The sequence below is a fragment of the Streptomyces sp. NPDC001843 genome, from assembly GCF_042891955.1.
GTDB lineage: Bacteria > Actinomycetota > Actinomycetes > Streptomycetales > Streptomycetaceae > Streptomyces.
On the sequence record NZ_JBIATQ010000001.1, the window covers coordinates 1,035,462 to 1,059,775 of the forward strand.

General features: G+C 72.1%; 24 protein-coding genes. 11 read left to right on the forward strand and 13 right to left on the reverse strand.

Annotation, left to right across the window (positions count from 1 at the left end; genetic code table 11):
* The first annotated feature begins 145 nt into the window (after positions 1 to 145).
* A complete protein-coding gene (locus ACFYZQ_RS04795; RefSeq protein ID WP_389141905.1) occupies positions 146 to 691 on the forward strand; it encodes a TetR/AcrR family transcriptional regulator in 546 nt (181 codons plus the stop codon).
* A gap of 7 nt (positions 692 to 698) precedes the next feature.
* On the opposite strand, the gene ACFYZQ_RS04800 is transcribed toward ACFYZQ_RS04795, so the two are convergent.
* From ACFYZQ_RS04800 to ACFYZQ_RS04820, 5 genes are all read right to left on the reverse strand, one after another.
* Positions 699 to 1,847 carry a serine hydrolase domain-containing protein gene (locus ACFYZQ_RS04800; RefSeq protein WP_389141566.1) on the reverse strand — a complete coding sequence of 383 codons (1,149 nt, stop codon included), beginning with the start codon at positions 1,845 to 1,847 and terminating at the stop codon, positions 699 to 701.
* 98 nt (positions 1,848 to 1,945) lie between these two features.
* Positions 1,946 to 3,697, reverse strand: a complete 1,752-nt coding sequence (locus tag ACFYZQ_RS04805) for a TIGR03767 family metallophosphoesterase (protein ID WP_389141568.1) — start codon at positions 3,695 to 3,697, stop codon at positions 1,946 to 1,948.
* Positions 3,698 to 3,944: 247 nt separating this feature from the next.
* On the reverse strand, positions 3,945 to 4,415 hold the full coding sequence (locus ACFYZQ_RS04810) for an NUDIX hydrolase (protein ID WP_389141570.1): 471 nt from the start codon (positions 4,413 to 4,415) through the stop codon (positions 3,945 to 3,947).
* Positions 4,416 to 4,424: 9 nt separating this feature from the next.
* Positions 4,425 to 5,309 (reverse strand): pyridoxamine 5'-phosphate oxidase family protein, encoded by an 885-nt coding sequence (locus ACFYZQ_RS04815; protein ID WP_389141572.1) that lies wholly within the window; start codon positions 5,307 to 5,309, stop codon positions 4,425 to 4,427.
* Between the two features lie 2 nt (positions 5,310 to 5,311).
* Entirely contained in the window at positions 5,312 to 5,758 is a 447-nt protein-coding gene (locus ACFYZQ_RS04820; protein WP_389141574.1) for a VOC family protein, read from the reverse strand.
* 116 nt (positions 5,759 to 5,874) lie between these two features.
* On the opposite strand from ACFYZQ_RS04820, the gene ACFYZQ_RS04825 reads away from it, so the two are divergent.
* On the forward strand, positions 5,875 to 6,411 hold the full coding sequence (locus tag ACFYZQ_RS04825; protein WP_389141576.1) for a CGNR zinc finger domain-containing protein: 537 nt from the start codon (positions 5,875 to 5,877) through the stop codon (positions 6,409 to 6,411).
* Between the two features lie 31 nt (positions 6,412 to 6,442).
* Here ACFYZQ_RS04825 and ACFYZQ_RS04830 read toward each other — a convergent pair whose 3' ends face one another.
* A complete protein-coding gene (locus tag ACFYZQ_RS04830; protein WP_389141578.1) occupies positions 6,443 to 7,204 on the reverse strand; it encodes a hypothetical protein in 762 nt (253 codons plus the stop codon).
* Between the two features lies 1 nt (position 7,205).
* Complete coding sequence (locus tag ACFYZQ_RS04835; protein ID WP_389141580.1) at positions 7,206 to 7,739, reverse strand: sigma-70 family RNA polymerase sigma factor; 534 nt, start codon at positions 7,737 to 7,739, stop codon at positions 7,206 to 7,208.
* Positions 7,740 to 8,106: 367 nt separating this feature from the next.
* Here ACFYZQ_RS04835 and ACFYZQ_RS04840 point away from each other — a divergent pair, with 367 nt between their 5' ends.
* Positions 8,107 to 9,144, forward strand: coding sequence for an aspartate-semialdehyde dehydrogenase (locus ACFYZQ_RS04840; protein ID WP_389141582.1), 1,038 nt, complete (start codon positions 8,107 to 8,109; stop codon positions 9,142 to 9,144).
* Positions 9,145 to 9,240: 96 nt separating this feature from the next.
* Here ACFYZQ_RS04840 and ACFYZQ_RS04845 read toward each other — a convergent pair whose 3' ends face one another.
* On the reverse strand, positions 9,241 to 9,717 hold the full coding sequence (locus ACFYZQ_RS04845) for a DUF1203 domain-containing protein (protein WP_389141584.1): 477 nt from the start codon (positions 9,715 to 9,717) through the stop codon (positions 9,241 to 9,243).
* 112 nt (positions 9,718 to 9,829) lie between these two features.
* On the opposite strand from ACFYZQ_RS04845, the gene pepN reads away from it, so the two are divergent.
* A complete protein-coding gene (pepN, locus tag ACFYZQ_RS04850; protein WP_389141586.1) occupies positions 9,830 to 12,406 on the forward strand; it encodes an aminopeptidase N in 2,577 nt (858 codons plus the stop codon).
* Positions 12,407 to 12,472: 66 nt separating this feature from the next.
* On the opposite strand, the gene ACFYZQ_RS04855 is transcribed toward pepN, so the two are convergent.
* Positions 12,473 to 13,936 (reverse strand): FAD-dependent monooxygenase, encoded by a 1,464-nt coding sequence (locus tag ACFYZQ_RS04855; protein WP_389141588.1) that lies wholly within the window; start codon positions 13,934 to 13,936, stop codon positions 12,473 to 12,475.
* 116 nt (positions 13,937 to 14,052) lie between these two features.
* On the opposite strand from ACFYZQ_RS04855, the gene ACFYZQ_RS04860 reads away from it, so the two are divergent.
* Positions 14,053 to 14,625, forward strand: a complete 573-nt coding sequence (locus tag ACFYZQ_RS04860; RefSeq protein ID WP_389141590.1) for a TetR family transcriptional regulator — start codon at positions 14,053 to 14,055, stop codon at positions 14,623 to 14,625.
* A 67-nt stretch (positions 14,626 to 14,692) separates the two neighbouring features.
* Here the strand turns inward: ACFYZQ_RS04860 and ACFYZQ_RS04865 are convergent, their stop codons facing one another.
* From ACFYZQ_RS04865 to ACFYZQ_RS04875, 3 genes are all read right to left on the reverse strand, one after another.
* Positions 14,693 to 14,953, reverse strand: a complete 261-nt coding sequence (locus tag ACFYZQ_RS04865) for a hypothetical protein (RefSeq protein WP_389141592.1) — start codon at positions 14,951 to 14,953, stop codon at positions 14,693 to 14,695.
* A gap of 63 nt (positions 14,954 to 15,016) precedes the next feature.
* Positions 15,017 to 17,095 carry a 4-alpha-glucanotransferase gene (malQ, locus tag ACFYZQ_RS04870; RefSeq protein WP_389141594.1) on the reverse strand — a complete coding sequence of 693 codons (2,079 nt, stop codon included), beginning with the start codon at positions 17,093 to 17,095 and terminating at the stop codon, positions 15,017 to 15,019.
* Positions 17,096 to 17,341: a hypothetical protein gene (locus ACFYZQ_RS04875; protein ID WP_389141596.1), complete on the reverse strand. Its 246-nt coding sequence runs from the start codon at positions 17,339 to 17,341 to the stop codon at positions 17,096 to 17,098.
* Positions 17,342 to 17,516: 175 nt separating this feature from the next.
* Here ACFYZQ_RS04875 and ACFYZQ_RS04880 point away from each other — a divergent pair, with 175 nt between their 5' ends.
* The 3 genes from ACFYZQ_RS04880 to ACFYZQ_RS04890 are packed head-to-tail and all read left to right on the forward strand — an operon-like array spanning position 17,517 to position 20,100.
* A complete protein-coding gene (locus ACFYZQ_RS04880) occupies positions 17,517 to 18,050 on the forward strand; it encodes a PadR family transcriptional regulator (RefSeq protein WP_389141598.1) in 534 nt (177 codons plus the stop codon).
* A complete protein-coding gene (locus tag ACFYZQ_RS04885; RefSeq protein ID WP_389141600.1) occupies positions 18,047 to 18,745 on the forward strand; it encodes an ABC transporter ATP-binding protein in 699 nt (232 codons plus the stop codon). Before ACFYZQ_RS04880 ends, ACFYZQ_RS04885 begins: the two co-directional genes overlap by 4 nt.
* The gene (locus tag ACFYZQ_RS04890; protein ID WP_389141907.1) at positions 18,745 to 20,100 is read left to right on the forward strand and encodes an ABC transporter permease; all 1,356 of its coding nucleotides are present in this window, start codon (positions 18,745 to 18,747) and stop codon (positions 20,098 to 20,100) included. The genes ACFYZQ_RS04885 and ACFYZQ_RS04890 overlap by 1 nt, the downstream gene beginning before the upstream one ends.
* Before the next feature lie 88 nt (positions 20,101 to 20,188).
* On the opposite strand, the gene ACFYZQ_RS04895 is transcribed toward ACFYZQ_RS04890, so the two are convergent.
* Complete coding sequence (locus ACFYZQ_RS04895) at positions 20,189 to 20,725, reverse strand: HNH endonuclease (protein WP_389141602.1); 537 nt, start codon at positions 20,723 to 20,725, stop codon at positions 20,189 to 20,191.
* Positions 20,726 to 21,035: 310 nt separating this feature from the next.
* Here ACFYZQ_RS04895 and ACFYZQ_RS04900 point away from each other — a divergent pair, with 310 nt between their 5' ends.
* The 3 genes from ACFYZQ_RS04900 to ACFYZQ_RS04910 all read left to right on the forward strand — a co-directional run bounded on the left by ACFYZQ_RS04900 (position 21,036) and on the right by ACFYZQ_RS04910 (position 24,303).
* A complete protein-coding gene (locus ACFYZQ_RS04900; RefSeq protein ID WP_389141604.1) occupies positions 21,036 to 22,136 on the forward strand; it encodes a mechanosensitive ion channel family protein in 1,101 nt (366 codons plus the stop codon).
* Positions 22,137 to 22,268: 132 nt separating this feature from the next.
* Positions 22,269 to 22,892 (forward strand): Uma2 family endonuclease, encoded by a 624-nt coding sequence (locus ACFYZQ_RS04905; protein ID WP_389141606.1) that lies wholly within the window; start codon positions 22,269 to 22,271, stop codon positions 22,890 to 22,892.
* A 199-nt stretch (positions 22,893 to 23,091) separates the two neighbouring features.
* Positions 23,092 to 24,303 (forward strand): ROK family protein, encoded by a 1,212-nt coding sequence (locus ACFYZQ_RS04910; RefSeq protein ID WP_389141608.1) that lies wholly within the window; start codon positions 23,092 to 23,094, stop codon positions 24,301 to 24,303.
* Positions 24,304 to 24,314 lie beyond the last annotated feature (11 nt).

Genomic DNA, 24,314 nt, shown 5'->3' on the forward strand with positions numbered 1-24,314 from the left:
AGTTAGTTGACTGACTCACTTCGCACGGAGACCGTAGCACGGATTGCGGCCTAAAGTTAGTCGGGTGACTGACTCACAGAATCCGGGACATGATCCGGGACAGAATCCGAGAGTGAAGGCCGCAGGAGCCAAGCGGCGGCGGCTGATGGCCGCGGCGGCCGAGGTGGTGCACCGGCAGGGCGTCGAGCGGACCACGATCGCCGACATCGCGCGTGCCGCGGACGTTCCGACGGGGAACGTCTACTACTACTTCAAGACCAAGGACGACCTCGTCGCCGCCGCCCTCGCCGAGCACTCGCGGCAACTGGACGCCGTCACCGGCGAACTGGACCGGCTCACCGGCCCCCGGGAGCGCCTTAAGGCGCTGGTGGCCGGCTGGGTGGAGCAGCGCGATCTCGCGGCCCGCTTCGGCTGCCCGACCGGGACGCTGGCCGCGGAACTGGACAAGCGGACGGAGGGCGGGCTGGACGCCGAGGCCGGGAAGGTCGTACGGCGGCTCCTCGACTGGGTGGCGGGGCAGTTCCGGGAACTGGGCCTGCCCGACCCGGACGGACTCGCGCTGACCCTGGTGGGCGCGTACCAGGGCATGTCACTGCTGACCAACGCCCTGCGCGACCCGGAGATCATGACGAAGGAGGGAGCCCGGCTGACCGACTGGCTGGACTCCCTCCCCGGTGGACAGGACGGCTAGTGGTGCCTCACTTGCCGCAGTACTCCGCGTCGACCACCGCGTCGCTGTCGCCCGTCCAGTCCGCGTTGAAGTTGAACGCCAGGGCGTGGCGGCCGTCCGCGGTCGTGGTCGCCATCGACGAGGAACCGTGGATGCCGCCGTCGTGGCCCCAGACGTGGACGCCACAGGAGAGGGTGGTGTCCACGAGGCCCAGGCCGTAGCGGTCGCCCGGTCGGCCTTCGATCTTCACCGTGGTCTTCATCTCCTTCAACTGCTCCGGCGGGAGGAGCCTGCCGCGCAGGAGGGCTCGGTAGAAGCGGGTCAGGTCGGTGGAGTCGGAGATCATGTCGCCCGAGGAGGAGGCGATGGAGGGGTTGAGCCGGGTCACGTCGTACGTGGGTCCCGTCGCCGTCCGCGCCAGCTTCCCGTAGGCGCGGCTGCTCGGGCCGGGGAGGGTGACCCGCGTACCGGGGGCCGAGGTGCCGGTCAGCTTGAGCGGCTCGATGATGCGGTGGGTGATCTCCTCGGCGTAGGAGTGGCCCGTGACGCTCTTGATCACCATGCCGGCCAGGACGTAGTTGGTGTTGGAGTAGTTCCAGGAGGTGCCCGGCGCGAAGTCCGGTTTGTGGCGCATGGCGATGGCCACCAGTTGCCGCGGGGTGAGGGCGTCGTAGCGGTGCTGGAGGAAGCCGTCCTTGAGGAAGTAGGTGCGCTGGAAGTCCTCGTCCGCCGTGTAGCTGAAGATGCCGCTGGTGTGGTTCAGGAGCCGGCGGATCGTGATGCGGCGGCCGTCGTGGCCGTGGCCGCGCACCACGCCCGGCAGCCACTTGTCCACCTTGTCGTCGAGGGACAGGCGGCCCTCCGCCTCCAGTTGGAGCAGGACGGTGGCGACGAAGGTCTTGGTGATGCTGCCGACGCGGTAGCGGTCGTCCGCGGAACGCGGGGCTCTCGTGCGCAGGTTGCCGACGCCGGCGGTGAAGGACCAGGTGCCGTGTGCGTCCTTCGCCGTGGCGGTCACTCCGGGAACGCCGGCCCTGACCTCCGCCTCGACGGCCTGACGGGTGGCCGAGTGGTCGGCGGCCTCCGTGGCGGGAGCGGCGGCCAGGGCCGGTCCCGCCAGGGTCACCGAGAGGGCCAGGGCGGCCGTCGCTCCCAGAAGTGCTTTGCGCGCTTGCATGTCTTCCCCCAGCTGAACGGTGCTGTCGAGCTCGGTCGCCGGGAGGGACACTACGCGGTGGGAGCGGGTTGCCTCGGTGGAGGACGGTTGAGTGGTTTTCAGCCCTTCTTGAGCACCAGCTCCGTGTTCCGGTCGACCGCGTCCCCCGCCAGGCTCTTGCTGGCCCCGGGGGCGTTGTACGAGAGCTCGCGGTAGAGGGCGGCCAGGCCGGTCTGGGAGAGGTCGGTGAAGTCCGTGCGGTGACGGGCGGCGGACTCGATGAGCGTGGTGAACAGGGAGAGGGTGCCGTCCTTGTTGTCGACCAGCTCGATGACGCGGGCGAGCTGCGGATAGTCGACGTGGGAGGCGGTGGAGATCTCCCAGAAGGAGCGGTTGCCGGAGGCCTGGTGCGGGGTGACGACGTTCTTGTGGATGTGGCCGTTCACCCAGGCCAGGACGTTCGCGTGGCGGGCGAGGACCGACACCACCTCGGCCCCGTTGTGCCGGCGCTCGGTCGGACGGGCCGGGTCGGGCCGGGTGTTCGTCATCGTCTTGCTGGTGTGGTGGCTGAAGACGACGGCGTACGAGTCCTTGTTGTCGGCGAGGGTCTTGTCCAGCCAGTTGAGCTGCTTGGTGCCGATGGAGCCCTCGTAGTGGCCGCCCGGATCGGTGGTGTCCAGGCTGATGCCGATCACGTCGTCGGAGATGCGGAAGGCGTAGTACTGGGTGCCCGCGGCCACGTTGGCCGAGGAGTAGCCGTGCCCGACCGGGCCGAGGCCCTGGTTGGCCGGGTCCAGGTGGGCCTTGAGGTAGTCGGCCGGGGTGTAGGGGGCGCGCTTCTCGTCCGGGGTGACCGAGCGCATCGACCGGGCGTGCGCCTTGAGGAAGTCCCGGTACTGCACGCCCCCCGGGTCCTTGGCGTTCTTGATGGCGTCCTGCAGCTTCTTGGCCTCCGCGGCGGTCACGCTCAGCAGCTTCTTGCCGCCGATGGCCGCCTCGGCGAGGTAGGAGTCGCCGTGCGAGCCGTAGCAGCCGAGCGGCAGCGAGTCGTGGTTGCCGACGGTGGAGTACCAGGGCAGGTTGAGGCCGGGGCTGCGGGCCTCGCGGATCGCGGCGGCCAGATAGCCCTTCAGGTGCGGGAAGCCGAGCGACTTGTCGCTGTCGCGGACGGTGGAGTCGGGCTGCCAGTACAGCTTCATACCGCTGTTCTGGGCGCCCTCGTAGTGTCTGGGGTCGCCCGAGTTGGGGGTGATCCGGCCGCCGGACATCACCTTCATGAACCACTCCAGCTCGGAGTGGGAGTTGTTGTCGGTGTTGTCGCCGGTGGTCATCACGAAGTGCAGCGGCGCGCCGGTGACGGGGGCGCCTCGCAGCGCGTTGACCCGCTCGACGAGCGAGATGGCGCCCTGCACGGTCAGCGCCTCGTGCGGGCGCCAGGCGTGCGGGTCGGTGGCGCGCAGGAACTCCAGGCGCAGCGGGTGCTGCACGTCCATCAGGTGCAGGTCGGTGAACTGCACGAACGCGGCGAGGGCCGTACGGCGGTCCGCGCGCCCGGACTTGGGCGTGGCCAGGTCGCCGCGCACGACGCGCTTCCAGCCGGGGCCGTCACCGAGGCGGCGGTAGCCGGAGCTGTTACGGGGCGCGGAGACGGCCGCGACCGTCGTTCCCTTGGTGTACGGAGCGAGGGGCGGGGCAGGCGCCTTTCGGGAGTTGGCGACCGGCGCCTGTTCGGTCGTGGTGGCGGCGTGGCTGTCCGTCGGGCGCAGGGCGTATCCCACGCCCGCGGACAGTGACACCCCTCCGGCGGCGGCCAGGACGGTACGGCGGTTGACCCCCAGCGTGGAGCTGGCGACAGAGCGTATGCGCGACATGGCGCGATCTCCCCGAGTGCGAACTGCGTCGGCAGTGGTCGCGGGCGGTCGCTGTCGCGAACATCCCGCTCACTTTGGATCGTTGGCACTGGGGGTGACCTGCGCGTGAACGAGGCGGCAACGGGCAGCGCCGATCACCGTACGTGGATCACCGGGTACGGGGCGCGGTCATGGAGCGGTCCGCGGCCGTCCGGGAGGCGGTCACTCAGCGTTCATCTGCCGGGGTAGGGGACGGGCTCCGGGCCGCTCATCCGGCCCCGTCCGCCCCGGGCACCACCCGTCCCTCCGCCGGGCGTTCGCGCCACAGGCGCAGGGCGATGTCGACCAGTCGGACCCGGGCCAGGCCGGGTACGGCTTCCAGGTCCTGCCATGCGGCCAGGTCGGTGGAGCCGTTCACCTCATAGCGGAGTTCGCCGCCGGTGACGCGGCCCTCGTAGATGATCCGCACACCGTGGTGGTCGGTGAGCGGGCGCAGGGGCCGGCGGCGCAGGACATGGCGGGAGGAGTCCACGCCGAGGAGACCGGTCACCTCGATCCGGTAGCCGGTCTCCTCCATCAGTTCACGGTGGACGGTGTCGTACGGGTCCTCGCCGTGCTCCATGCCACCACCGGGCAGGACCCATTCGGGCGTGCCGTCGGGGGCAGGGGAACGGGCGAGCAGGATCTGTCCGTCGCGGACACACACGGCGTAGGCCGCCACCCTCAGTTTTCGGCGCATGGACGGACGCTAGCGTGCCACCTCCGGATTGGCTGGCGAGTATTCCGGCGGCGCCCAGCGCAGGGGCAGCGCGGACCTGGTCTCGACGGCTTCCGTGAGGGCGAAGCGGACCCGGCGCTCGCCGTCCGTGCCGTACTCCGTGCGGGCCTCACCGGTGAGCTGGAGGGTGGTGCCCGTCGTCCAGTCCAGGAAGAGCAGGCCGGCGCGGGGGTCGGTGAGCAGGTTGCCGAGGGTCAGGAACATGGCGTTGCCCGGGTAGTCCGGCCAGGTCAGCTCGCGCGGTGACGTGACATGGACGAAGCCGGGGTTGCCGCCGCGGTGACTGGTGTCGGCTCCGTGGGAGTGCACGGTCGTGACGAAGAAGGTGTCCGCCTCGCCGATGAAACGCGCCTGGGCTTCCGTCAGTTCGCTGGTCTGGAGCGGCGCTTCCGGGACGCGGTCCGGCACGGTCTCGTAGGTCTTCCTGCGCTGCAGGTACTTGGGGCAGTTGGAGAACACCTGCTCGGCCTCCACCGCGAAGCCCCGCTCGGTGGGCTGGAGCCGGCCGTTGAGGCGCATACGGCGGCGGGTGCGGGGGTCCAGGGCGATGGTGCCGACGAGGGTGCCCTCGGTTTTGAGGGCCCTCGCCGAGGGTGCGTGGGTGGTACCCCCGGCGACGGACATCCGGTGCGGGCCGGTCGCCCGCACGAAGCCGGGTGTGCCCGACAGGGGCGTCGCCCAGACCCGGCCGTCGGCCGGATCCGCCGCGCCGACGATCAGCAGCGGCTGCAGTTCCAGGAAGGCGGCGGCGACCGGCTTGATGCCGCTGCCGACGGCGCGCCCCACGTGGTCGGCCGACTCCCGGACGCCGACGCGGTCCTGTACTGCCCGGGAGCCCTGGTGGTAGAAGGCCATGGCTAGAAGAAGCCGCAGGTCGGGGCCGACTCGTGCGGGGCGGGGACGCCTTCGAGGCCATGCGGCACGGAGATCTCCAGGCGAGTGCCGTCGGGGTCGTGGAAGAAGATGCCGCCCGAGGCCGTGCCTTCCCCGTGGGCGACGACGCCCTCGTAGGCGAACTCCACGCCGTGCGCGGTGAGCGCCCGCTGGTACTCCTCGACGCGGGCGAGGGAGTCCGCCGTGAAGGCCAGGTGGTGCAGACCGGCCCGGGTCCGGTCGTACGGGCCCTCGGCCTGCTGCCAGAGGGTGAGGACCGGGCTGTCGCCGCCGCCGCCGAGGAACGCGTACCGCCGGCCGTCCTCCTTCCCCTCGGTGAGCAGCGTGAAGCCGAGGACGGCCCGGTAGAAGGCGAGGGAACGGTCGATGTCGGTGACGTTGAGGCCGGTGTGGCCGGTACTCAGGGGCATGGCTGTCCTTTCGACGGACCCGATGAACTAACCGCTGTTCATACATTTAACGGTTAGACATCGAGCGCGTCAACCGGTGACGTACCCTTGAACGGTTAGTCGAGAAGGAGCCAGCCATGTCCGCCGCCCGCGACCCCCGCCCCCTCACCGGCGAGCCCCTCGCGCTCGACCTGCTCAACACGCGCTGGAACCGCGAGGGAGTGACGCAGGACCTGCTCGCCGACACCGAGGGGCTGGCGGTGTGGCTGGCGGGCAACGGGCTGGAGTACGAGCCGGACGTCCGCACCCTGCGCCATCTGCACCAGGCCCGCGACGCCCTCGGGGCGGCCGTCGGCGGCCGTCCTGCGGAAGGGGCGCCGCTCGTGGACGCCGTGCTCGAGCACGGCCGCATCCGGGCCGGGCTCACCGCGAACGGGCCGACGGAGCGTGCCGAGTTCACGGACGCCTCATGGGGACCCGCCTGGCTCGCCGCCCGCAACTACCTGGAACTGCTGGCCACCGCGCCGGACCGGATCCGTTCCTGTGCGCACGAGGCGTGCATACTGCACTTCTTCGACACCTCACGGAACGGCACCCGCCGCTGGTGCTCGATGGCCGCGTGCGGCAACCGGGCGAAGGCGTCCCGCCATTACGCCCGCTCGAAGGACAGCTGACCGGGTGTGACGGCGGACGCCGCGCCACCCCTCACGCGCAGGCGGTGGGGCTGGACTTCGGCGGTTTCTTCGTGAGGGCGGCGCGTTCGCGGGTGATCTCGGACGGGTCGGTGAGCCAGTAGGCCGGTTTCGGGAAGCCCTTGTGCATGCCGGCGAGGACATGCTGGCCGGGCCTGGGGTGGGGCACCGCCACCCGGTCCACCAGCAAGGTCACCTCGCCCCTCCCCTTGCCGGGGACGTAGTGGCGGGTCACGCGCAGGGTGACGCGGTCCTCTTCGGCGCCGGGGACCCGCTGGACCTTCGTGATGTCGCCCTCGACCACGAGGTCCGGGCAGCCGAAGCGGGCGGGCCCGTGAGCGCTGCCCCCGGACACCGACTTGTCGCTCGCGGAGCCGCCCGACTGCTCGTCGAGGCCGTTGTTCGACGCGACGAGCCAGCCCAGTCCCAGGACCACGGAGGCGACGGCGGCCGTGACGAGGGCGCCGAAGGAGAGGGTCCGCACCCCGGGGTGCCGGTACCAGCGTTCCCCGGCGGGTACGGCCCGCGTCGCCGGGCTGGGGCGCGGCTCGGGGCCGGCCAGCTCGTCACCGATGATCCCCAGCTGCTCCCGCAGCAGGGCCACGTCGGCCGTGGCCGACCTGTGTTCGGCCATGAAGGCGGCGTCGGCGCGGGCCTCGCCGGGCAGGGGCTCGTCGGCGAGCACCGCCATCAGCGCGTCCAGCTCGTCGTTGCCGTCGTAGCCTTCGCTGTTACTGCCGTTGCTGCCGTTGCTGCCGTCGTGTGCGGCGGTCACGTCACACCACCTCGTCCTCGTGCAGGCGGGCGCGCAGGGCCCGTACCGCCGTGTGCAGCCTGCTCTTGACCGTGCCCTCGGGGATGCCGAGTTCCTCGGCGATGCCGCGCACCGGCAGGTCGGCGTAGAACCGCAGGACGAGGATCTGGCGCTGGGGGTCGGGCAGTTCGTCAAGGCCCCGGGCGACGGCGAGGGAGAGCAGGCTGGTGTCCTCGCCGGAGGGATGGTCCGCCTGCCGGAGCGCGGCCAGGCGTTCGCCGAGCCGTTCCTGGCGGCGTTTGGCGCGATGCCAGTCCATGGCGTAGTTGGAGGCGACGACCGCCGCCCACGCGGACACGTCTCGCGGCGCCTCCTCGCCCTTCGCGGCCCGTTCCAGCAACCGCAGGCGGACCTGCTGCACCCCGTCCGGCAGGTCCGCCTGCGGTACGCCGCCCAGCGCGAGCACCGCCCGCACCCGGCGTACCTGTGCCGCGTCCAGCGGATCGGCCCCTGCGTGGTCCGCCCCCTGGCCGCGGCGGGCCCTTCTGCGCAGCACAGCCGCTCCTCCCCTCGCCGCGTTTCCCCTATGACGCCGGGGCGGGGGGAAACGTTCGGCATGCCGCGGCCCTTTTTCGGCGCCTGTGCGGCGGTGCGGGCAGAGGTATACGTCACACCGCCGTATGAGTCCTGCGGCCATGGGCAGGTGCCGGGCAGCACAGCTTCCGGCACGAAGCGCCCGTCGGGGGAATTCCTCCAGCTCAGCGCGGTGCGGACGGCAGGACCGCAACCGGCCGCAGGATGATCGCGTCCCACCCCTCGGGCACCCGGCGCAAAAGATTGGACACGCGGGCCGGGGGCGACCGCATGATGGAAAGGTCCCGGCCACGCACGGGGCGCCCGCAAGCCACGGAGAAGGAGTCGCAGTGAGGATCGGAATCGTCGGAGCCACCGGTCAGGTCGGCACGGTCATGCGCAGGATCCTCGACGAGCGCGACTTCCCCTTCACCGAGCTGCGGCTGTTCGCCTCGGCCCGCTCCGCCGGAACCGTCCTGGACGGCGTGACGGTGGAGGACGCGGCGACCGCCGACTACACGGGCCTCGACATCGTCCTGTTCTCCGCGGGCGGCGCGACCTCCAAGGCACTGGCCGAGAAGGTCGCCTCCCAAGGCGCCGTGGTGATCGACAACTCCTCGGCGTGGCGCAAGGACCCCGAGGTGCCGCTGGTGGTGTCGGAGGTGAACCCGCACGCGGCCGTCAACCGGCCCAAGGGGATCATCGCCAACCCGAACTGCACCACGATGGCCGCCATGCCGGTGCTGAAGCCGCTGCACGAGGAGGCGGGCCTCGAGGCGCTGGTCGTCGCCACCTACCAGGCGGTGTCCGGCTCCGGGCTCGCGGGCGTCGCGGAGCTGCACGGGCAGACCCAGAAGGTCGTCGCCGACGCGGACAAGCTCACCCACGACGGTGAGGCGCTCGACTTCCCCGAGCCGCAGGTCTACAAGCGCCCCATCGCCTTCAACGTGCTGCCCTTCGCGGGCAACCTGGTCGACGACGGCCTGAACGAGACCGACGAGGAGCAGAAGCTCCGCAACGAGTCGCGCAAGATCCTGGAGATCCCCGGACTGAAGGTCTCCGGCACCTGTGTGCGCGTCCCCGTCTTCTCCGGCCACTCCCTCCAGGTCAACGCCCGCTTCGCCCGCCCGCTCAGCGTCGAACGCGCGACCGAACTGCTCGCCGGCGCCCCGGGCGTCGCCCTCACCGACATCCCGACGCCGCTCCAGGCGGCCGGCAAGGACCCGTCGTACGTCGGCCGCATCCGCACCGACGAGACGGCCGAGAACGGCCTGGCCCTCTTCATCTCCAACGACAACCTCCGCAAGGGCGCGGCCCTGAACGCCGTCCAGATCGCGGAGCTGGTGGCGGCGGAACTGTCCGCCAAGCAGGACGTGACGTCCGCCTAGGAACATCCCGCCCGAGGGGCGGTCGCCTCCGGCCTCGATGCCGCGAAGGTGACCGCCCCTTCGGCGTGTCCATGGCGCGCCGACCGCGCCGGTGGCTCAGGGGCGCCGCACCGCGTACAGGAAGCACCCGTACTCCACCGCCCGCACATGGACGAGGGCCACGTCGGGGTCGGCGAAGGCCTCCGCGAAGGCCGGGGCGAAGTCCTCGGGGGCCTCGACGAGCCGGCCGCCGAGGATGCGCCCGGCGGCGGAGTAGCGGCGGACGGTGCGGTGGTCGTTGGTGAAGGGGTGACCGTCGCCCTCCGGGCCCGGGCATTCGTCCGCGTGGATGAAGACCGGGCCCTGTTCGTCGTAGGCGCCCGGGTCGGCCCCGTGCTCGGCGGCCCAGCGACGCAGGGGCGCGTAGGAGACGAGTGCGATCCGCTCGCCGGGGGTGCTGTGGCGCAGGCAGCAGCGCAGTGGGCTGCCGCCCTCCTCGTCGGTCACGGGAACCGCTCGCCGTCCCGCGTCGTCGGTGAGGCGGAGATCCTTCAGGGTCCGGGGGCCGATGGGCCGGGCCGTGTACGTCGTCATGCGTCCAGGCTGGCGCGTTCGCGCCCCGCCCACCGGCGGGATCCGGACATCGCTTTCCCCACGGGTCACGTGGAAGGATGACGTAACCGACACATAACGAGGAGATGACCGCGTGCCTGGCACAAACCTGACTCGCGAAGAGGCGCAGCAGCGGGCGAAGCTGCTCACCGTTGACTCGTACGAGATCGATCTCGACCTCTCCGGCGCGCAGGAGGGCGGTACCTACCGGTCCGTGACCACGGTGCGCTTCGACGTGGCGGAGAACGGGGCCGAGTCGTTCATCGACCTGGTGGCCCCGACCGTGCACGAGGTGACGCTGAACGGCGATCCACTCGACCCCGCCGAGGTCTTCAAGGACTCCCGTATCGCCCTCCCGGGCCTGCTGGAGGGCCGCAACATCCTCCGCGTCGTCGCCGACTGCGCGTACACCAACACCGGTGAGGGCCTGCACCGCTTCGTGGACCCGGTCGACGACCAGGCCTATCTCTACACCCAGTTCGAGGTGCCGGACGCCCGCCGGGTCTTCGCCTCCTTCGAACAGCCGGACCTGAAGGCCACCTTCCAGTTCACCGTGAAGGCGCCGGACGGCTGGACCGTCGTCTCCAACTCGCCGACGCCCGAACCGAAGGACAACGTCTGGGAGTTCGAGCCGACGCCGCGCATCTCGACGTACATCACGGCCCTCATCGTCGGCCCGTACACCTCCGTCCACAGCGTGTACGAGAAGGACGGGCAGTCCGTGCCGCTGGGCATCTACTGCCGGCCCTCCCTCGCGGAGTTCCTCGACTCGGACGCGATCTTCGAGGTGACCCGGCAGGGCTTCGACTGGTTCCAGGAGAAGTTCGACTACGCGTACCCGTTCGAGAAGTACGACCAGCTGTTCGTGCCGGAGTTCAACGCGGGCGCGATGGAGAACGCCGGTGCGGTCACCATCCGGGACCAGTACGTGTTCCGGTCGAAGGTGACGGACGCGGCGTACGAGGTGCGCGCGGAGACCATCCTGCACGAGCTGGCCCACATGTGGTTCGGCGACCTGGTCACCATGGAGTGGTGGAACGACCTGTGGCTGAACGAGTCGTTCGCCACCTACACGTCCATCGCCTGCCAGGCCGCCGCGCCCGGCTCGCGGTGGCCGCACTCGTGGACGACGTTCGCCAACTCCATGAAGACCTGGGCGTACCGGCAGGACCAGCTGCCGTCCACGCACCCGATCATGGCGGACATCCGCGACCTGGACGACGTGCTGGTCAACTTCGACGGCATCACCTACGCCAAGGGCGCCTCCGTGCTGAAGCAGCTGGTGGCGTACGTCGGCGAGGACGAGTTCTTCCGGGGCGTGCAGGCCTACTTCAAGCGGCACGCGTTCGGCAACACCCGGCTGTCCGACCTGCTCGGCGCCCTGGAGGAGACCTCCGGCCGGGACCTGAAGACCTGGTCGAAGAAGTGGCTGGAGACCGCGGGGATCAACATCCTGCGGCCTCGGATCGAGACGGACGCCGAGGGTGTCATCACGTCCTTCGCCGTCCGGCAGGAGGCCCCGGCGCTGCCCGTCGGCGCCAAGGGTGAGCCGGTCCTGCGCCCGCACCGGATCGCGGTCGGCCTGTACGACCTCGACGAGGCGAGCGGCAAGCTCGTGCGCGGTGAGCGCCTGGAGCTGGACGTCGACGGCGAGCTGACCGCCGTACCGCAGCTGGCCGGCAAGCGTCGCCCGGCGGTGGTCCTGCTCAACGACGACGACCTGTCCTACGCCAAGGTCCGGCTGGACGAGGAGTCCCTGAAGATCGTCACCGAGCACCTCGGCGACTTCCAGGAGTCCCTGCCGCGCGCCCTGTGCTGGGCGTCGGCGTGGGACATGACCCGGGACGCGGAGCTCGCCACCCGGGAGTACCTCTCCCTGGTCCTGTCGGGCATCGCCAAGGAGTCGGACATCGGTGTCGTGCAGTCGCTGCAGCGGCAGGTGAAGCTGGCGATCGAGCTGTACGCCGACCCGGCCGCCCGTGAGGCCCTGCTCACCCGCTGGACGGACGCCACGCTGGCCCATCTGCGCGCGGCCGAGCCGGGCGGCGACCACCAGCTGGCGTGGGCGCGGGCGTTCGCGGCGACGGCCCGTACGCCGGAGCAGCTCGACCTGCTGGACGCGCTGCTGGAGGGCACCCAGACGGTCGAGGGCCTGGCCGTCGACACCGAACTGCGGTGGGCCTTCGTGCAGCGGCTCGCCGCGGTCGGCCGGTTCGACGAGGCGGAGATCGCCGCCGAGTACGAGCGGGACAGGACGGCGGCCGGTGAGCGCCACGCGGCCACCGCCCGCGCGGCCCGCCCGACGCCGGAGGCCAAGGCGGAGGCCTGGACGTCGGTCATCGAGTCGGACAAGCTGCCGAACGCCGTGCAGGAGGCCGTCATCGGCGGCTTCGTGCAGACCGACCAGCGGGAGCTGCTGGCGTCCTACACGGACCGGTACTTCGAGGTCGTGAAGGACATCTGGGAGGCCCGTTCGCACGAGATCGCCCAGCAGATCGTGGTCGGCCTCTACCCGTCGGTCCAGGTGTCCGAGGACACCCTCGCCAAGACGGACGCCTGGCTGGCCTCCGCCGAGCCCGCCCCGGCCCTGCGCCGGCTGGTCTCGGAGTCCCGCGCGGGTGTGGAACGCGCGCTGAAGGCGCAGGCGGCGGACGCGGCCGCGGCCGGCTAGGCCTTCGCGGCACTTACGCCCGAGGGGGCACCCGGCAGGCTGCCGGGCGCCCCCTCTCGTCAGGGGTCACCCCACGTGGCCCGCGAGCGCCGCCCCGATCGCCGCCGGGCCGGCCGCGTCGTCGGCCCAGGCCACGTATCCGTCGGGGCGCACCAGCACGCTCGTCCGGCGCTCGCTCGCCCAGCGCGCCACGGCCAGCCGGTCCGCGCGCCCGGGCCCCTCCTCGTACTCCTCCGGGGTGATCAGTACGAAGCGGCCGCCGCGCAGGGCCTCGTAGAGGCGGCCCCCGTCGGCCAGGCGGACGTCGGGGACGCGGGTGCCGGTGAGGCGGTGGGCGCCCCTGGGGGCGCCGTAGTGGTAGCCGATGCCGGTGACCTGGGCGACGGCCTTGCGGCGGGCTGGGCCGACCACGCCGAGGAAGGCGGTGAGGGCGGCCCGCAGCGCCAGCTTCCAGGGGCGCTTGGCCATGGCGAGGCGGACGATGCCGCCGCTGCTGCGCAGCACCGCCCTGCCGACCGGGTGGCGCTCGGCCTGGTAGGTGTCGAGGAGGCTCTCCGGGGCGTGGCCGCCGATGACCTGGGCGAGTTTCCAGCTCAGGTTGGCCGCGTCCTGCAGGCCGGTGTTCATGCCCTGGCCGCCGGCCGGGGTGTGCACATGGGCGGCGTCGCCGGCCAGGAAGACCCGGCCGACCCGGTAGGCGGGCGCCTGACGCTCGTCGCTGTGGAAGCGGGACATCCAGCGGGCGTCGTGCATCCCGAAGTCGCGGCCCAGGGCGAGCCGGGTGATCTCCTTGACCTCCGCCAGGTCCAGGGGCTCGCTCTCGGGGACGTCGTGGCCGCGGTGCCAGCCGATCACGCGGTGGTAGCCGTCGCCGAAGGGGGCGATGAAGGCGAACGCGTCACCGACGGCGTTGACGGTGAGCAGGGTGTCCGGCTGCTCCGCGAGCAGCACGTCGGCGAGGACGACGGAACGGATCACCGACCTGCCCGGGAAGGGCAGCCCGATCGCGTCCCGCACGGCACTGCGCATACCGTCGGCGCCGACGACGTACGCGGCCCGCAGTGTCCCGGCTTCGCCGTCCGGACCGCGGACCGTGACCGTGACGCCGTCCGCGTCCTGGGTCAGGCCGGTCACCTCGGTCTCGTGGCGGAATTCGACGCCCGCCTCGGCCGCGCGCCGCTCCAGCGCCTTCTCGACCTCGTACTGCGGCAGGACGAGCAGGTGGTTGAAGCGGGAGGGCAGGGTGTCGAGGTCGAGGGTGAGGCGACCGAAGAGGCGGAGCCGGTCGAGGGGGCGCCCGACCGCCTCCAGGCCGTCGGCGAGGCCGCGGGCGTCGAGCTGCTCCAGGGTGCGGGCGTGCAGCACGAAGGCGCGGGAGAGGTTGCTGATCCGGTGCGGTCGCTTCTCGACGAGGGTGACGCGGACGCCGGCGGTGGCGAGGTCACCGGCGAGGAGCAGGCCGGTGGGGCCGGAACCCACGACGACGACGTCACGGGCGGCGGTTCCGATGGTGCCAGTGGTGCCGGTCATGAGGACCTCCTGGTGTGCCAACGCCTGTTGGTCAACGCTCGTTGGCAACGGTACTCCGACAGCGGGAGTTGCGTCAACACTTGTTGGCCCACGCGTGTTGACCTACGCTTTCTCCCATGAACGCCAGCCCCGCACCGCGCCGCTCCGACGCCACCCGCAACGCGATCCTCGCCGCCGCGCGCGAGCGCTTCGCCACCGACGGGTACGAGCGGGCCACCATCCGCGCGATCGCCAAGGACGCGCGGATCGATCCGTCGATGGTGATGCGGTACTACGGCAACAAGGAGGGCCTGTTCGCGGCGGCCGTCGCGCTCGACCTGCGGCTGCCGGACCTGGACACGATCCCGCGCGAGGAGATCGGGCGGGCGCTCGTGACCCACTTCCTCGACCTGTGGGAGGAGAACGAGGAGCTCACCGCCGTGCTCCGGGTCGGCGTCACCAACCAGGCCGGGGCCGAGCGCGTACAGGACATCTTCCGGGACCAGCTGCTGCCCATGGCCCAGCAGGCCTGCCCCGACCCCGGGCAGGCGCCGGCACGGGCCGCGCTGTGCGCCTCGCAGCTGCTGGGCCTGGCGCTCACCCGGTATGTGCTGCGCTTCGGGTCGGCCCTGGCGCTGACCCGCGAGGAGATCCTGGCCTGGCTCACGCCGACCGTGCAGCGGTATCTGACGGCGCCCGACCCCGCGTGAACCGGGGCGCCCGGAAGCACGTCGAGGGCGCCGGCGTCACCGGCGCCCTCGACGGGAGTCTCGAAGGTCAGGCCTTGGCCTTGGCCTTGGAGTTGACGAGCTTCGCCTTGTCGGACTTGTCCAGCACCATCACCAGGCCGGTGATGACCGCGAAGATGGCGAGCGGGGCGACGACGTAGAGGCCCAGCGTCTGTGCGACGTTCAGGGTCGGACCGGGGTCGTCGCCGTCGTCGCGGGTCACCGCGAGCGCGGGCGACGACATGAGCAGCATCATCAGCGTCGTACCGGCGGCCAGGGCGCCGGCGCGCAGGGCGTTCTTCTTGTCCACGGTGCAAAAGTAGCGAACGCCGTCTGGGCACGCGCGGCCGGGGTGCCCTGTACGCTGCACCGCTCAGCCCTCCCCGAGCACCGCGAGCAGCGCCCGCAGCCGCGCGGACCCCGTCAGTTCCTCCAGCGTCACCGGCCGCCCCTCGGCGTCGGCGATCGGCAGGCGCCAGTTCGGGTACTGGTCCCAGGTGCCGGGGAGGTTCTGCGGGCGGCGGTCGCCGATGCCGTCCGGGAGCCAGACGCCGATCATGCGGGCGGGGGTGCGCAGCAGGAAGCGGTGGACGGCCTGGATCTCGGCCTCCTCCGCCTCCTCCGCCAGGACCGCCGTCCCGAGCAGACCGAGCCGGCCCAGCACGGCCAGCCACTCCTGGCTGTCGGCGGCCGCCTCCGCGCGCTCCTGGGCCAGCGGGCGGGTCAGCAGGCCGAGGGAGTCGCGGAGCTCGACGTGTTCGCCGGTGAGCCGGGCGGCGGTGGGCGGCAGGTCGTGGGTGGTGGCGGTGGCCAGGCAGTCGGCGCGCCAGCTCTCCGGCGGCAGCGGACGGCCGTCGCCCTCCCAGTCCCGTTCGAACCACAGCACCGAGGTGCCGAGCACCCCGCGCCGCTGCAGCGTCTCGCGCACCCCGGGCTCCACCGTGCCCAGGTCCTCGCCGATGACGACGGCCCCCGCCCGGGAGGCCTCCAGGGTCAGCAGGGCGAGCATGGCCTCGGCGTCGTATCTGACGTACGTGCCCTCCGTCGGCGGCCGGCCCTGCGGCACCCACCACAACCGGAACAGGCCCATGACGTGGTCGATGCGCAGGGCGCCCGCGTAGCGGAACAGGGCACGCAGCAGACGGCGGTAGGGGGCGTGACCGGAGGCGGCCAGCCGGTCGGGGCGCCAGGGCGGCAGGCCCCAGTCCTGGCCTCGGGCGTTGAACGCGTCGGGCGGGGCGCCGACCGACATGCCGGCGGCGAAGTGGTCCTGCTGCGCCCAGGCGTCGGCACCGCCGGGGTGCACGCCGACGGCGAGGTCGTGGACGATGCCGACCGGCATGCCGGCCTCGCGGGCGGCGCGCTGGGCGGCGGTGAGCTGCTCGTCGGTGAGCCAGGCGAGCCAGGAGTGGAAGTCGACGCGGTCGGCGAGGTCGGCGCGGGCGCGGGCGGTCTCGGGCGAGCGGGGGTCGCGCAGCCCGGCGGGCCAGGCCTGCCAGTCGGAGCCGTGCACCTCGGCGAGGGCGTACCAGGTGGCGTGGTCCTCCAGGGCCCGGCCCTGTTCGGCGCGGAAGGCGGCGTAGGCGGCCTGCCGTCCCGGCCCGAGCGGGACCTCGCGCACCGTCCGGAGCGCCTGACGCTTCAGCTCCCACACCGCGTCCCGGTCGATCAGCGCGCCCTTGTCGAGCACCGAGGCGCGCAGCCGTGCGGCCCGTTCCAGGACGGCCCGCAGGTGTTCGTGGTCCTCGGCGTACGCGTACTCCGGGATGTCCTCGACCCTCAGATGGACCGGATCGGGGAAGCGGCGGGAGGAGGGCCGGTAGGGCGAGGGGTCGGTGGGAGCGCCGGGCACGGCCGCGTGCAGCGGGTTGACCTGCACGAATCCGGCGCCCGCGGTGCGCCCGGCCCAGGCGGCCAGCTCGGCGAGGTCACCGAGGTCGCCCATGCCCCAGGAGCGGGTGGAGAGCAGGGAGTAGAGCTGGACGAGGAGCCCGAAGGAGCGTCCGGCGGGGGTGGGCAGCCGGGGCGGGGCGACGATCAGATGGGCCTCGGCCGTACGCCCGTCGGGGGCGGTGGCCCGCACGCGGTGGACGCCCGGCGGGAGGTCGTCGGCGGCGTCCCGGATATCACCCTGCTCGGTCTCCACGCGCAGCCGGGTGCCGGCGGGCAGGGCGGTGAGGGCGGCGGGACGGGCTCCGGCGTCGGTCCAGTGGACCAGGGTCGGCGGCAGCAGGCGTTCGCGCAGCTCCCGTTCCCGCTGGGCGAGGGCGGCGGCGGTGGCCTCGGGGGTGGCGGCGTCGACACCGAGGGCGGCCAGGACGGCGACGACCGCCTCGGCGGAGGCCGCGACGGTGCGGTCCGGGGACGGACTGTAGGAGGTGGCGACGCCGTGCAGGTCCGCGAGCCGCGACAGCTCCTCGTCGAGGGGTGCGGCGTCGAGGGGTTCGGCCATCTACAGCCCCGGGCCGTAGGAGTCCGGGGTCGGGTCGGACTCGCTGGTCAGCGGGGCGGCGTCGGCGAGTGGCGGTTCACTGGTGAGCGGCTCGGCCTCGGGCAGCGGCGGCTCACTCGTCAGCGGGGCTTCGGCGGAGGTGCCTTCGGCACTGAAGAAACTGGCGTACAGCTCCTGGGTGTCGGCGGACGGCTCCGCCACGGGTTTGGACAGAGTAGGGAGCGGGGCGTGTGCCGTTGCGGTCACGGGGGCCTCCTTGTGGCCTCGTCGGTACGGCGGTGCGTTGTTGCGGGATATCGCAGGCCTACCCAGTGGACGCGATCGCAGACGTGAGCGGGACCAGGTGATGCATTCATCACGCCGCCGTCACACCGGCCCCCACTATTCACTCAGTACATGTACTCAGTGCATACTGATCTCCATGAGCACCCGCCACATCCTTCTGGGACTGCTCGCTGCGGGGCCGAGCCATGGCTACGACCTCAAGCGACGCCACGACGAACGCTTCCCGCAGGCCCGGCCACTGGCCTACGGGCAGGTGTACACCACCTTGCAGCGCCTGGTCCGGGACGGCCTCGCGGAGGTCGACGGAACGGACGCGGACGGCGGACCGGAACGCACCCTCTACCACTCGACGGAGGCCGGTGCGCAGGAACTGACCCGGTGGGCGGCCGCGATCGCCCCGCCGGCGCCCTTCGTGACGAACGAGATCTTCGCCAAGGTCGTCGTGTCGATCCTCGCGGGCGGCGACCCGGCCGTCTACCTCGGCGCCCAGCGCGCCGCGCACATGGAGCGGATGCGGGAGCTGACGGTCCTGAAAACCACCCCGAACACCGATCTGGCGACCGTGCTCTCGGCGGACTACGCCCTCAACCACCTCGACGCCGACCTCCGCTGGATGAACACCACGGCGGCCCGGCTGACCACTTTGACCGCGGAGGTCGACGCAGCATGAACCACAAGGAGGACGCCTCGGTGCCGCTGCTGGCGGGCCGGGGCCTCGTCAAGGCGCACGGCGGGACACCGGCGCTGCGCGGCGCCTCGGTCGAACTGCGCGCCGGTGAGATCCTCGCCGTGACCGGGGCCAGCGGCAGCGGCAAGTCCACACTGCTGCACTGCCTCGCGGGCATCGTGCGCCCGGACCAGGGTTCGGTGACGTACGACGGGCTGGCGCTGCAGGAACTGCCGGAGAAGCGGCTGAGCGAACTGCGCCGCTCCGGCTTCGGCGTGGTCTTCCAGTTCGGGCAGCTGATCCCGGAGCTGACCGCCGCCGACAACGTCGCGCTGCCGCTGATGCTGGCCGGATCCGCACGCGCCGAGGCGCGTGCGCGGGCGGACGAATGGCTGGAGCGGTTCGGGGTGCGCGGGCAGCAGGAACTGCGACCGGGTGAGATGAGCGGCGGCCAGGCGCAGCGGGTCGCCCTGGCGCGGGCGCTGGTGACCGGGCCCAGGGTGGTCTTCGCGGACGAGCCCACGGGGGCCCTGGACTCGCTGGCGGGCGAGCAGGTGATGACGGCCCTGGTGCACACGGCCCGGGAGTCCGGCACGGCGGTGCTGTTGATCACGCACGACGCCCAGGTCGCCGCGTACGCCGACCGCGAGGTGCGGCTGAGCGACGGGACCGTGGTGCCGGTGGGGGTGGTCGCGTGATCGCCGCGGACGTGCGTCTCGTCTGGCTGTTGACCCGGGGTTCGGACCGGGGCGAGTGGTGGCGGGTCACGCTCACCGCGGTGGGGGCCGCGCTGGCGACGGGCTTCGCCCTCGCGGCCGTCGCCCTGGCCTCGCTCCAGGGGTACTACTCCGTGTCCGTCGGCCACGGGCTGCTGAACACTCCCGGCGAACGTTCCGGAGTGATCGTGAGCCTGCTGCTCCTGCTGGTGCCGGTGCTCGGCTTCCTCGGGCAGTGCGCCCGGATCGGCGCCGTGCACCGCGACCGGCGGCTGGCCGGGCTGCGGCTGGCGGGTGCCACCCCGGCCCAGGTGCGCCGGATCGCCGCCGTGGAGACCGGGCTGGCCTGTCTGCTGGGCTCGGCCGTCACCACCGCCGTGGCGGTTCCGGTCCTGCTGAGCCGGTGGGAGGAGCCCAATGTGCGGGCCGCGACCGGCATGGTGCTGGTCGCGCTAGGGGTGCCGGTGCTGGGCGCGGTGACGGGCGCGCTGGTGCTGCGCCGGGTGGTGGCCTCGCCGCTCGGGTGGGTGCGCCGGGTGCGGCCGAGCAGTGGGCGGGGGCCGGGGCTGGTGTTCACGGGCGGGGTGCTGGTCGTCCTGGTACTGGCACTCTGGGCCGTCGTGAACACCTCCAGCACCGATCGCGGGCGGATGCCGCTGATGCTGTTCGGCCTGGTCCTCGTCGTCGGCGCGGGCACGGTGTGGCTGGCCGGCGGCACGGCCGTGCTGGTGGGACGGCTGCTGGCGGCACGGGCCCGTTCGGCGGCGACGCTGATCGCGGCGGAGCGGCTGCGCGACGACCCGTGGGCGGCGTCCCGCACGCACGCGGCGGTGCTGCTGGTCACGATCGTCGGTACGGGCTTCGTCGGCGTCCGCCAGGGGCTCCTCGCCGACCTGCACGCCATGGACCGCGAGGGCCACCTGGGCATGAGCATGTCCTTCTACACGACGGGCATCGACCTGACGGCCGCCGCGATCCTCGTCGCCCTCGGCATCACCCTCTCCGGGCTCGCCGTCGGCACCGCCGAGTCCCTGGGGAACCGCCGCCGCGGTCTGGCCGCGCAGGTCGCCGCCGGGGTGCCGCGGACCGTGCTCGGCCGGGCGCTGCTGCTGGAGACGGCCCTGCCACTGGCCCCCGCCGTCGCGCTGGCGGGCACGGGCGGCATGGCGATCGGCATCTGGTACGCCTCGCTCGTCGGCAACCACGCCGCACCGGCCGTGCCGTGGGCGGCGCTGCTGGTCCCGGTCGCCGTGTACGCCTGCTGTCTGCTGGCCGCGGCCACCTCGCTGCCCCTTCTGCGCCGCTCGGCCCATCCGGCGGAACTGCGCCACGCCTGACCGCCGGGCGGGTGTCCGGTCCCGGGGGCACAGGGGACTCCCGGGGCCGCACCGCGGGCGGGCCCCGGGTGTGCGAAGGCCCGGATCGTCAGGCGGAGATGCCGTCGATCCGGGCCAAGGCGTCGTCCGCGCCGTACGGCTGCAAGTAGGGCAGCCAGCGCGGGTCCCTATGGCCGGTCCCGATGATGCGCCAGGCCAGACCGGTGGGCGGAGCCGGTTTGTGGCGCAGTCGCCAGCCGATCTCGACGAGGTGCCGGTCGGCTTTCACGTGGTTGCAGCGGCGGCAGGAGGCCACCACGTTGTCCCAGGCGTGCTTGCCCCCGCGGCTGCGCGGGATGACGTGGTCGACGCTGGTTGCGACGCCACCGCAGTACATGCACCGGCCGCCGTCGCGCGCGAACAGCGCGCGCCTCGTCAGAGGAACGGGCCCCCGGTAGGGAACCCGTACGAATCGCTTGAGCCGGACCACGCTGGGTGCGGGGACTGTGACGGTCGCGCTGTGCATATAGGCGCCGGATTCCTCGAGGGAGACGGCCTTGTTCTCCAGGACGAGGATGAGCGCGCGGCGGAGCGGTACGACGCCGAGCGGCTCGTACGACGCGTTGAGGACCAGGACATGCGGCACGGGTGCCTCCTTGGGCGTCGGCGGCGCGTGGCTCGCGCCGGGACGATCTGCAGTCAGTCTCTCCTCAGGGCTGGTGGATGCGCCACCATCTCCCGGTAACGGGCTGGGAGTGTTTTCGACCACACCGCATTCATCCCCCGGATCGTGGCCTGTTCAAGCGCAGGTGAGCACGGTCTCTCCTTCACGGATCCGGCGATGGCACACACAATGCCCCGTTAGTGTGGTGGTTCTGCCCGTCCGGTGACCTTCCCGTGACCTCAGCGACATCCGCCGTCGCACCGGACGGGTGCTGCACCTGGAGGTACCTGCCGTGTCCTTGCCCGCCGTCCTACTGGCCGCCGGTGCGTCGCCGTCGCCGTCCCCCTCGGGGTCGACGGCGACCGTGCCGTCGCTCCAGGACGCCCAGGAGAGCGCGACGAACGCCGCCAGCTGGGTCGAGCAGAACTGGTCGACCTGGCTCGCCATGGGTCTGCAGATCCTGCTGGTCCTGGTCGTGGCGGTGACGCTCAGAGCGGTGGTGCGGCGGGCGATCACCCAGCTCATAGACCGGATGACCCGGACCGCGCAGACGGGTGACGGCTCCTCACTGGGCGGGCTCCTGGTGAACGCCGAGCGGCGCCGGCAGCGGGCCGCGGCGATCGGCTCGGTGCTGCGCTCGGTGGCGAGTTTCCTGATCCTCGGCACGGCCGCGCTGATGATCCTGTCCACCTTCAAGATCAACCTGGCCCCGCTGCTGGCGTCCGCCGGTGTGGCCGGTGTGGCGATCGGTTTCGGCGCCCGCAACCTGGTCACCGACTTCCTCTCCGGCGTCTTCATGATCCTGGAGGACCAGTACGGCGTCGGCGACGTCATCGACGCGGGCGTCGCCTCGGGCGAGGTGATCGAGGTCGGGCTGCGCGTGACCAAGATGCGCGGCGACAACGGGGAGATCTGGTACGTCCGCAACGGCGAGGTCAAGCGCATCGGCAACCTCTCCCAGGGCTGGGCGACGGCGGGCGTGGACGTCACCGTCAAGGCGAACGAGGACCTGGACCGCCTGAAGGCCACCCTCGACGAGGTCGCCGAGAAGATGAGCAAGGAGGAGCCCTGGAACGAGCTCCTGTGGAGCCCGATCGAGGTGCTCGGTCTGGACAGCGTGCTGCTGGACTCGATGGTGGTACGCGTCTCCGCGAAGACGATGCCCGGCAAGGACCTCTCCGTGGAGCGCGAGCTGCGCTGGCGCATCAAGCGCGCCTTCGACGCGGCGAGCATCCGCATCGTGGGCGGGGCGACGGCCGTGGAGGACCAGGAGGAAACCCCGGACCCGACGGCCGCGGTGGCCGCGCCCGCGGTGTACGCCGACTCGGAATCCCCGCAGGTGGCGGCGACAACGCCGATCACTCCGCAGCGGTCGGGGGCGCCGGGGAAGTAGGGGAACGGTTCAGCACGCTCGTTCGAGTGAACGGCAGGGGCATTCGGCGTCGACTGGGCGCTGGGTGCCCCATCGTTCTGCCGGGGTATCCAGCGCGGGCTTAGCCTGGCATCAGTGCGTAAGGGAGCAGCGATGAGCGCCGAACCGATCATGGAGCCGGTGATGACGCAGCAGCAGGACCCCATCGATTTGCTGATCGCGTTCGAGGAGGCGTCCGCGACGCCGATTCGACCCGAGTACATCGAGGGGATGGCCATCGTGCCCCCGACGCCGGACGACAACCACAACGACGGTGCATACGAGCTGAGCTTCCAGTTCCGCACGGCCGGTTTCCGGCTCGTGGGCATCGGCAACGGCTACCGCACCGCCCACAAGGACGGCAGGACGATGGCCGCGTTCGTCCCCGACTTCTACGTGCGCCGTCGCAGGCCGACCGAACTCGACGAGTCGTACCGCAAGGCGCACAAGGGCTGGTACCCCGTCGACATGCTCGCCTTGGTCGGCGAGGTCACCTCCACCAACCACGAGACCGACACCGGCCCCAAGTACCGCACCTACGCCGCCGCCGGCATCCCCGTGTACGTCCTCATCGACCGCCACGCCAAGACGGCTCACTGCTACACCGGCCCCGTCCTCCCCGGCGAGGACCCCACCGAGGCCTACTACGACACCGACACCAAGGTGGACCTCGGCGACCCGCTCCCCCTCCCGGCCCCGTACCCCACCCTCGACACGGCCCCGTTCCTCGCCGACTGAACCGGCCGTGGGCCACCCGCCCCGAGGCAAGAGTCCGTCGCCTCGGGGACGATGTCTATTGACGCCCGCTTCGTCCTGGGCATACCTTCCTCCCACCCGGATAGGAAACTTTCCTAACAGTGATCACAATTGATCACCGGGTGGACGTGATCCCCAGGTCACTGGGAAGCTGGGCAGTTGGAAAGGCAGGTGTCGACCCATGGCAGGATCCGCCGGTACGCCGGGTACCCCGAGCGTGCTGCGCGCCATGAACGACCGCGCCGCACTCGACCTCCTCCTGGAGCACGGGCCGCTGTCCCGCACGCGGATCGGCAAGCTCACCGGCCTTTCCAAGCCGACCGCCTCCCAGCTCCTGGCCCGCCTGGAGGCGGCGGGCCTGGTCCTGGCCACCGGCACCAGCGAGGGCCGCCCGGGGCCCAACGCACAGCTGTACGCGGTCAACCCCGCCGCCGCACACGCCGCAGGGCTCGACGTCACCCCGGGCCGCATCCGCGCCGCCGTCGCCGACATCACCGGCCGCACGGTGGGTGAGTACGAACTGCCCACCCCCGGCAGGCGTCCGGAACAGCCCGTCGTCCGCCAGGTCACCGACGCCCTCGACGGCGCCGTCAAGGCCGCCGGACTCGCCCGGGACGACGTCCACCGGCTGGTCATCGGCACCCCGGGCGCCTTCGACCCGGGCACCGGCCGGCTGCGCTACGCCTCCCACCTGCCCGGCTGGCACTCCCCGACGCTGCTCGACGAACTCGCCGCCGCGCTGCCGATGCCGGTCGAGTACGAGAACGACGTCAACCTCGTCGCGATAGCGGAGCAGCGGCTCGGCGCGGCCCGTGGCCACTCGGACTTCGTCCTGCTGTGGAACCAGGAGGGCCTCGGTGCCGCCCTGGTCCTCGGCGGGCGACTGCACCGCGGCTGGACCGGCGGCGCCGGCGAGGTCGGCTTCCTGCCGGTACCGGGCACCCCCCTGGTCCGGCAGGTGACCAAGGCCAACAGCGGCGGTTACCAGGAGCTGGCCGGCTCGCAGGCCATCCCCAAGCTGGCCCGCGAACTCGGCATCGGCGACGTGCCGACGGGCCCGTACGCCGAGGCCGCCGCCGAGCTGGTGGCCCGCGCCGCCGACCACGCGGGCGGACCTCACCGGCAGCTGCTGCAGACGTACGCGACGCGGCTGGCCACCGGTCTCGCCTCCCTCGTGTCCGTCCTGGATCCCGAACTCGTCGTCCTCAGCGGCGCCTCCCTCACCGCGGGCGGCGAGGTGCTGCGCGCACTGGTCCAGGCGGAGCTGGAGGAGCTGGCGGCACCCCGCCCGCACCTGGTCGTGGGCGACGTCCGTGAACACCCCGTCCTGCGCGGCGCGCTGGAGAGCGCGCTCGCGACCACCCGCGACGAGGTCTTCGACACCTCGCGCTGAGCCCTCCCGCA

Excerpts from the sequence above, each read along its gene's own strand:
- ACFYZQ_RS04810 (WP_389141570.1), bottom strand. The coding sequence starts at position 4,415 with ATGCGCCGAAAACTGAGGGTGGCGGCCTACGCCGTGTGTGTCCGCGAC.
- ACFYZQ_RS04910 (WP_389141608.1), top strand. The coding sequence starts at position 23,092 with ATGGCAGGATCCGCCGGTACGCCGGGTACCCCGAGCGTGCTGCGCGCC.
- ACFYZQ_RS04805 (WP_389141568.1), bottom strand. The coding sequence starts at position 3,697 with ATGTCGCGCATACGCTCTGTCGCCAGCTCCACGCTGGGGGTCAACCGC.
- ACFYZQ_RS04845 (WP_389141584.1), bottom strand. The coding sequence starts at position 9,717 with ATGACGACGTACACGGCCCGGCCCATCGGCCCCCGGACCCTGAAGGAT.
- ACFYZQ_RS04905 (WP_389141606.1), top strand. The coding sequence starts at position 22,269 with ATGAGCGCCGAACCGATCATGGAGCCGGTGATGACGCAGCAGCAGGAC.
- ACFYZQ_RS04855 (WP_389141588.1), bottom strand. The coding sequence starts at position 13,936 with ATGACCGGCACCACTGGCACCATCGGAACCGCCGCCCGTGACGTCGTC.
- ACFYZQ_RS04885 (WP_389141600.1), top strand. The coding sequence starts at position 18,047 with ATGAACCACAAGGAGGACGCCTCGGTGCCGCTGCTGGCGGGCCGGGGC.
- ACFYZQ_RS04815 (WP_389141572.1), bottom strand. The coding sequence starts at position 5,309 with ATGGCCTTCTACCACCAGGGCTCCCGGGCAGTACAGGACCGCGTCGGC.
- ACFYZQ_RS04795 (WP_389141905.1), top strand. The coding sequence starts at position 146 with ATGGCCGCGGCGGCCGAGGTGGTGCACCGGCAGGGCGTCGAGCGGACC.
- ACFYZQ_RS04880 (WP_389141598.1), top strand. The coding sequence starts at position 17,517 with ATGAGCACCCGCCACATCCTTCTGGGACTGCTCGCTGCGGGGCCGAGC.
- ACFYZQ_RS04860 (WP_389141590.1), top strand. The coding sequence starts at position 14,053 with ATGAACGCCAGCCCCGCACCGCGCCGCTCCGACGCCACCCGCAACGCG.
- ACFYZQ_RS04825 (WP_389141576.1), top strand. The coding sequence starts at position 5,875 with ATGTCCGCCGCCCGCGACCCCCGCCCCCTCACCGGCGAGCCCCTCGCG.
- ACFYZQ_RS04820 (WP_389141574.1), bottom strand. The coding sequence starts at position 5,758 with ATGCCCCTGAGTACCGGCCACACCGGCCTCAACGTCACCGACATCGAC.
- ACFYZQ_RS04800 (WP_389141566.1), bottom strand. The coding sequence starts at position 1,847 with ATGCAAGCGCGCAAAGCACTTCTGGGAGCGACGGCCGCCCTGGCCCTC.
- malQ (WP_389141594.1), bottom strand. The coding sequence starts at position 17,095 with ATGGCCGAACCCCTCGACGCCGCACCCCTCGACGAGGAGCTGTCGCGG.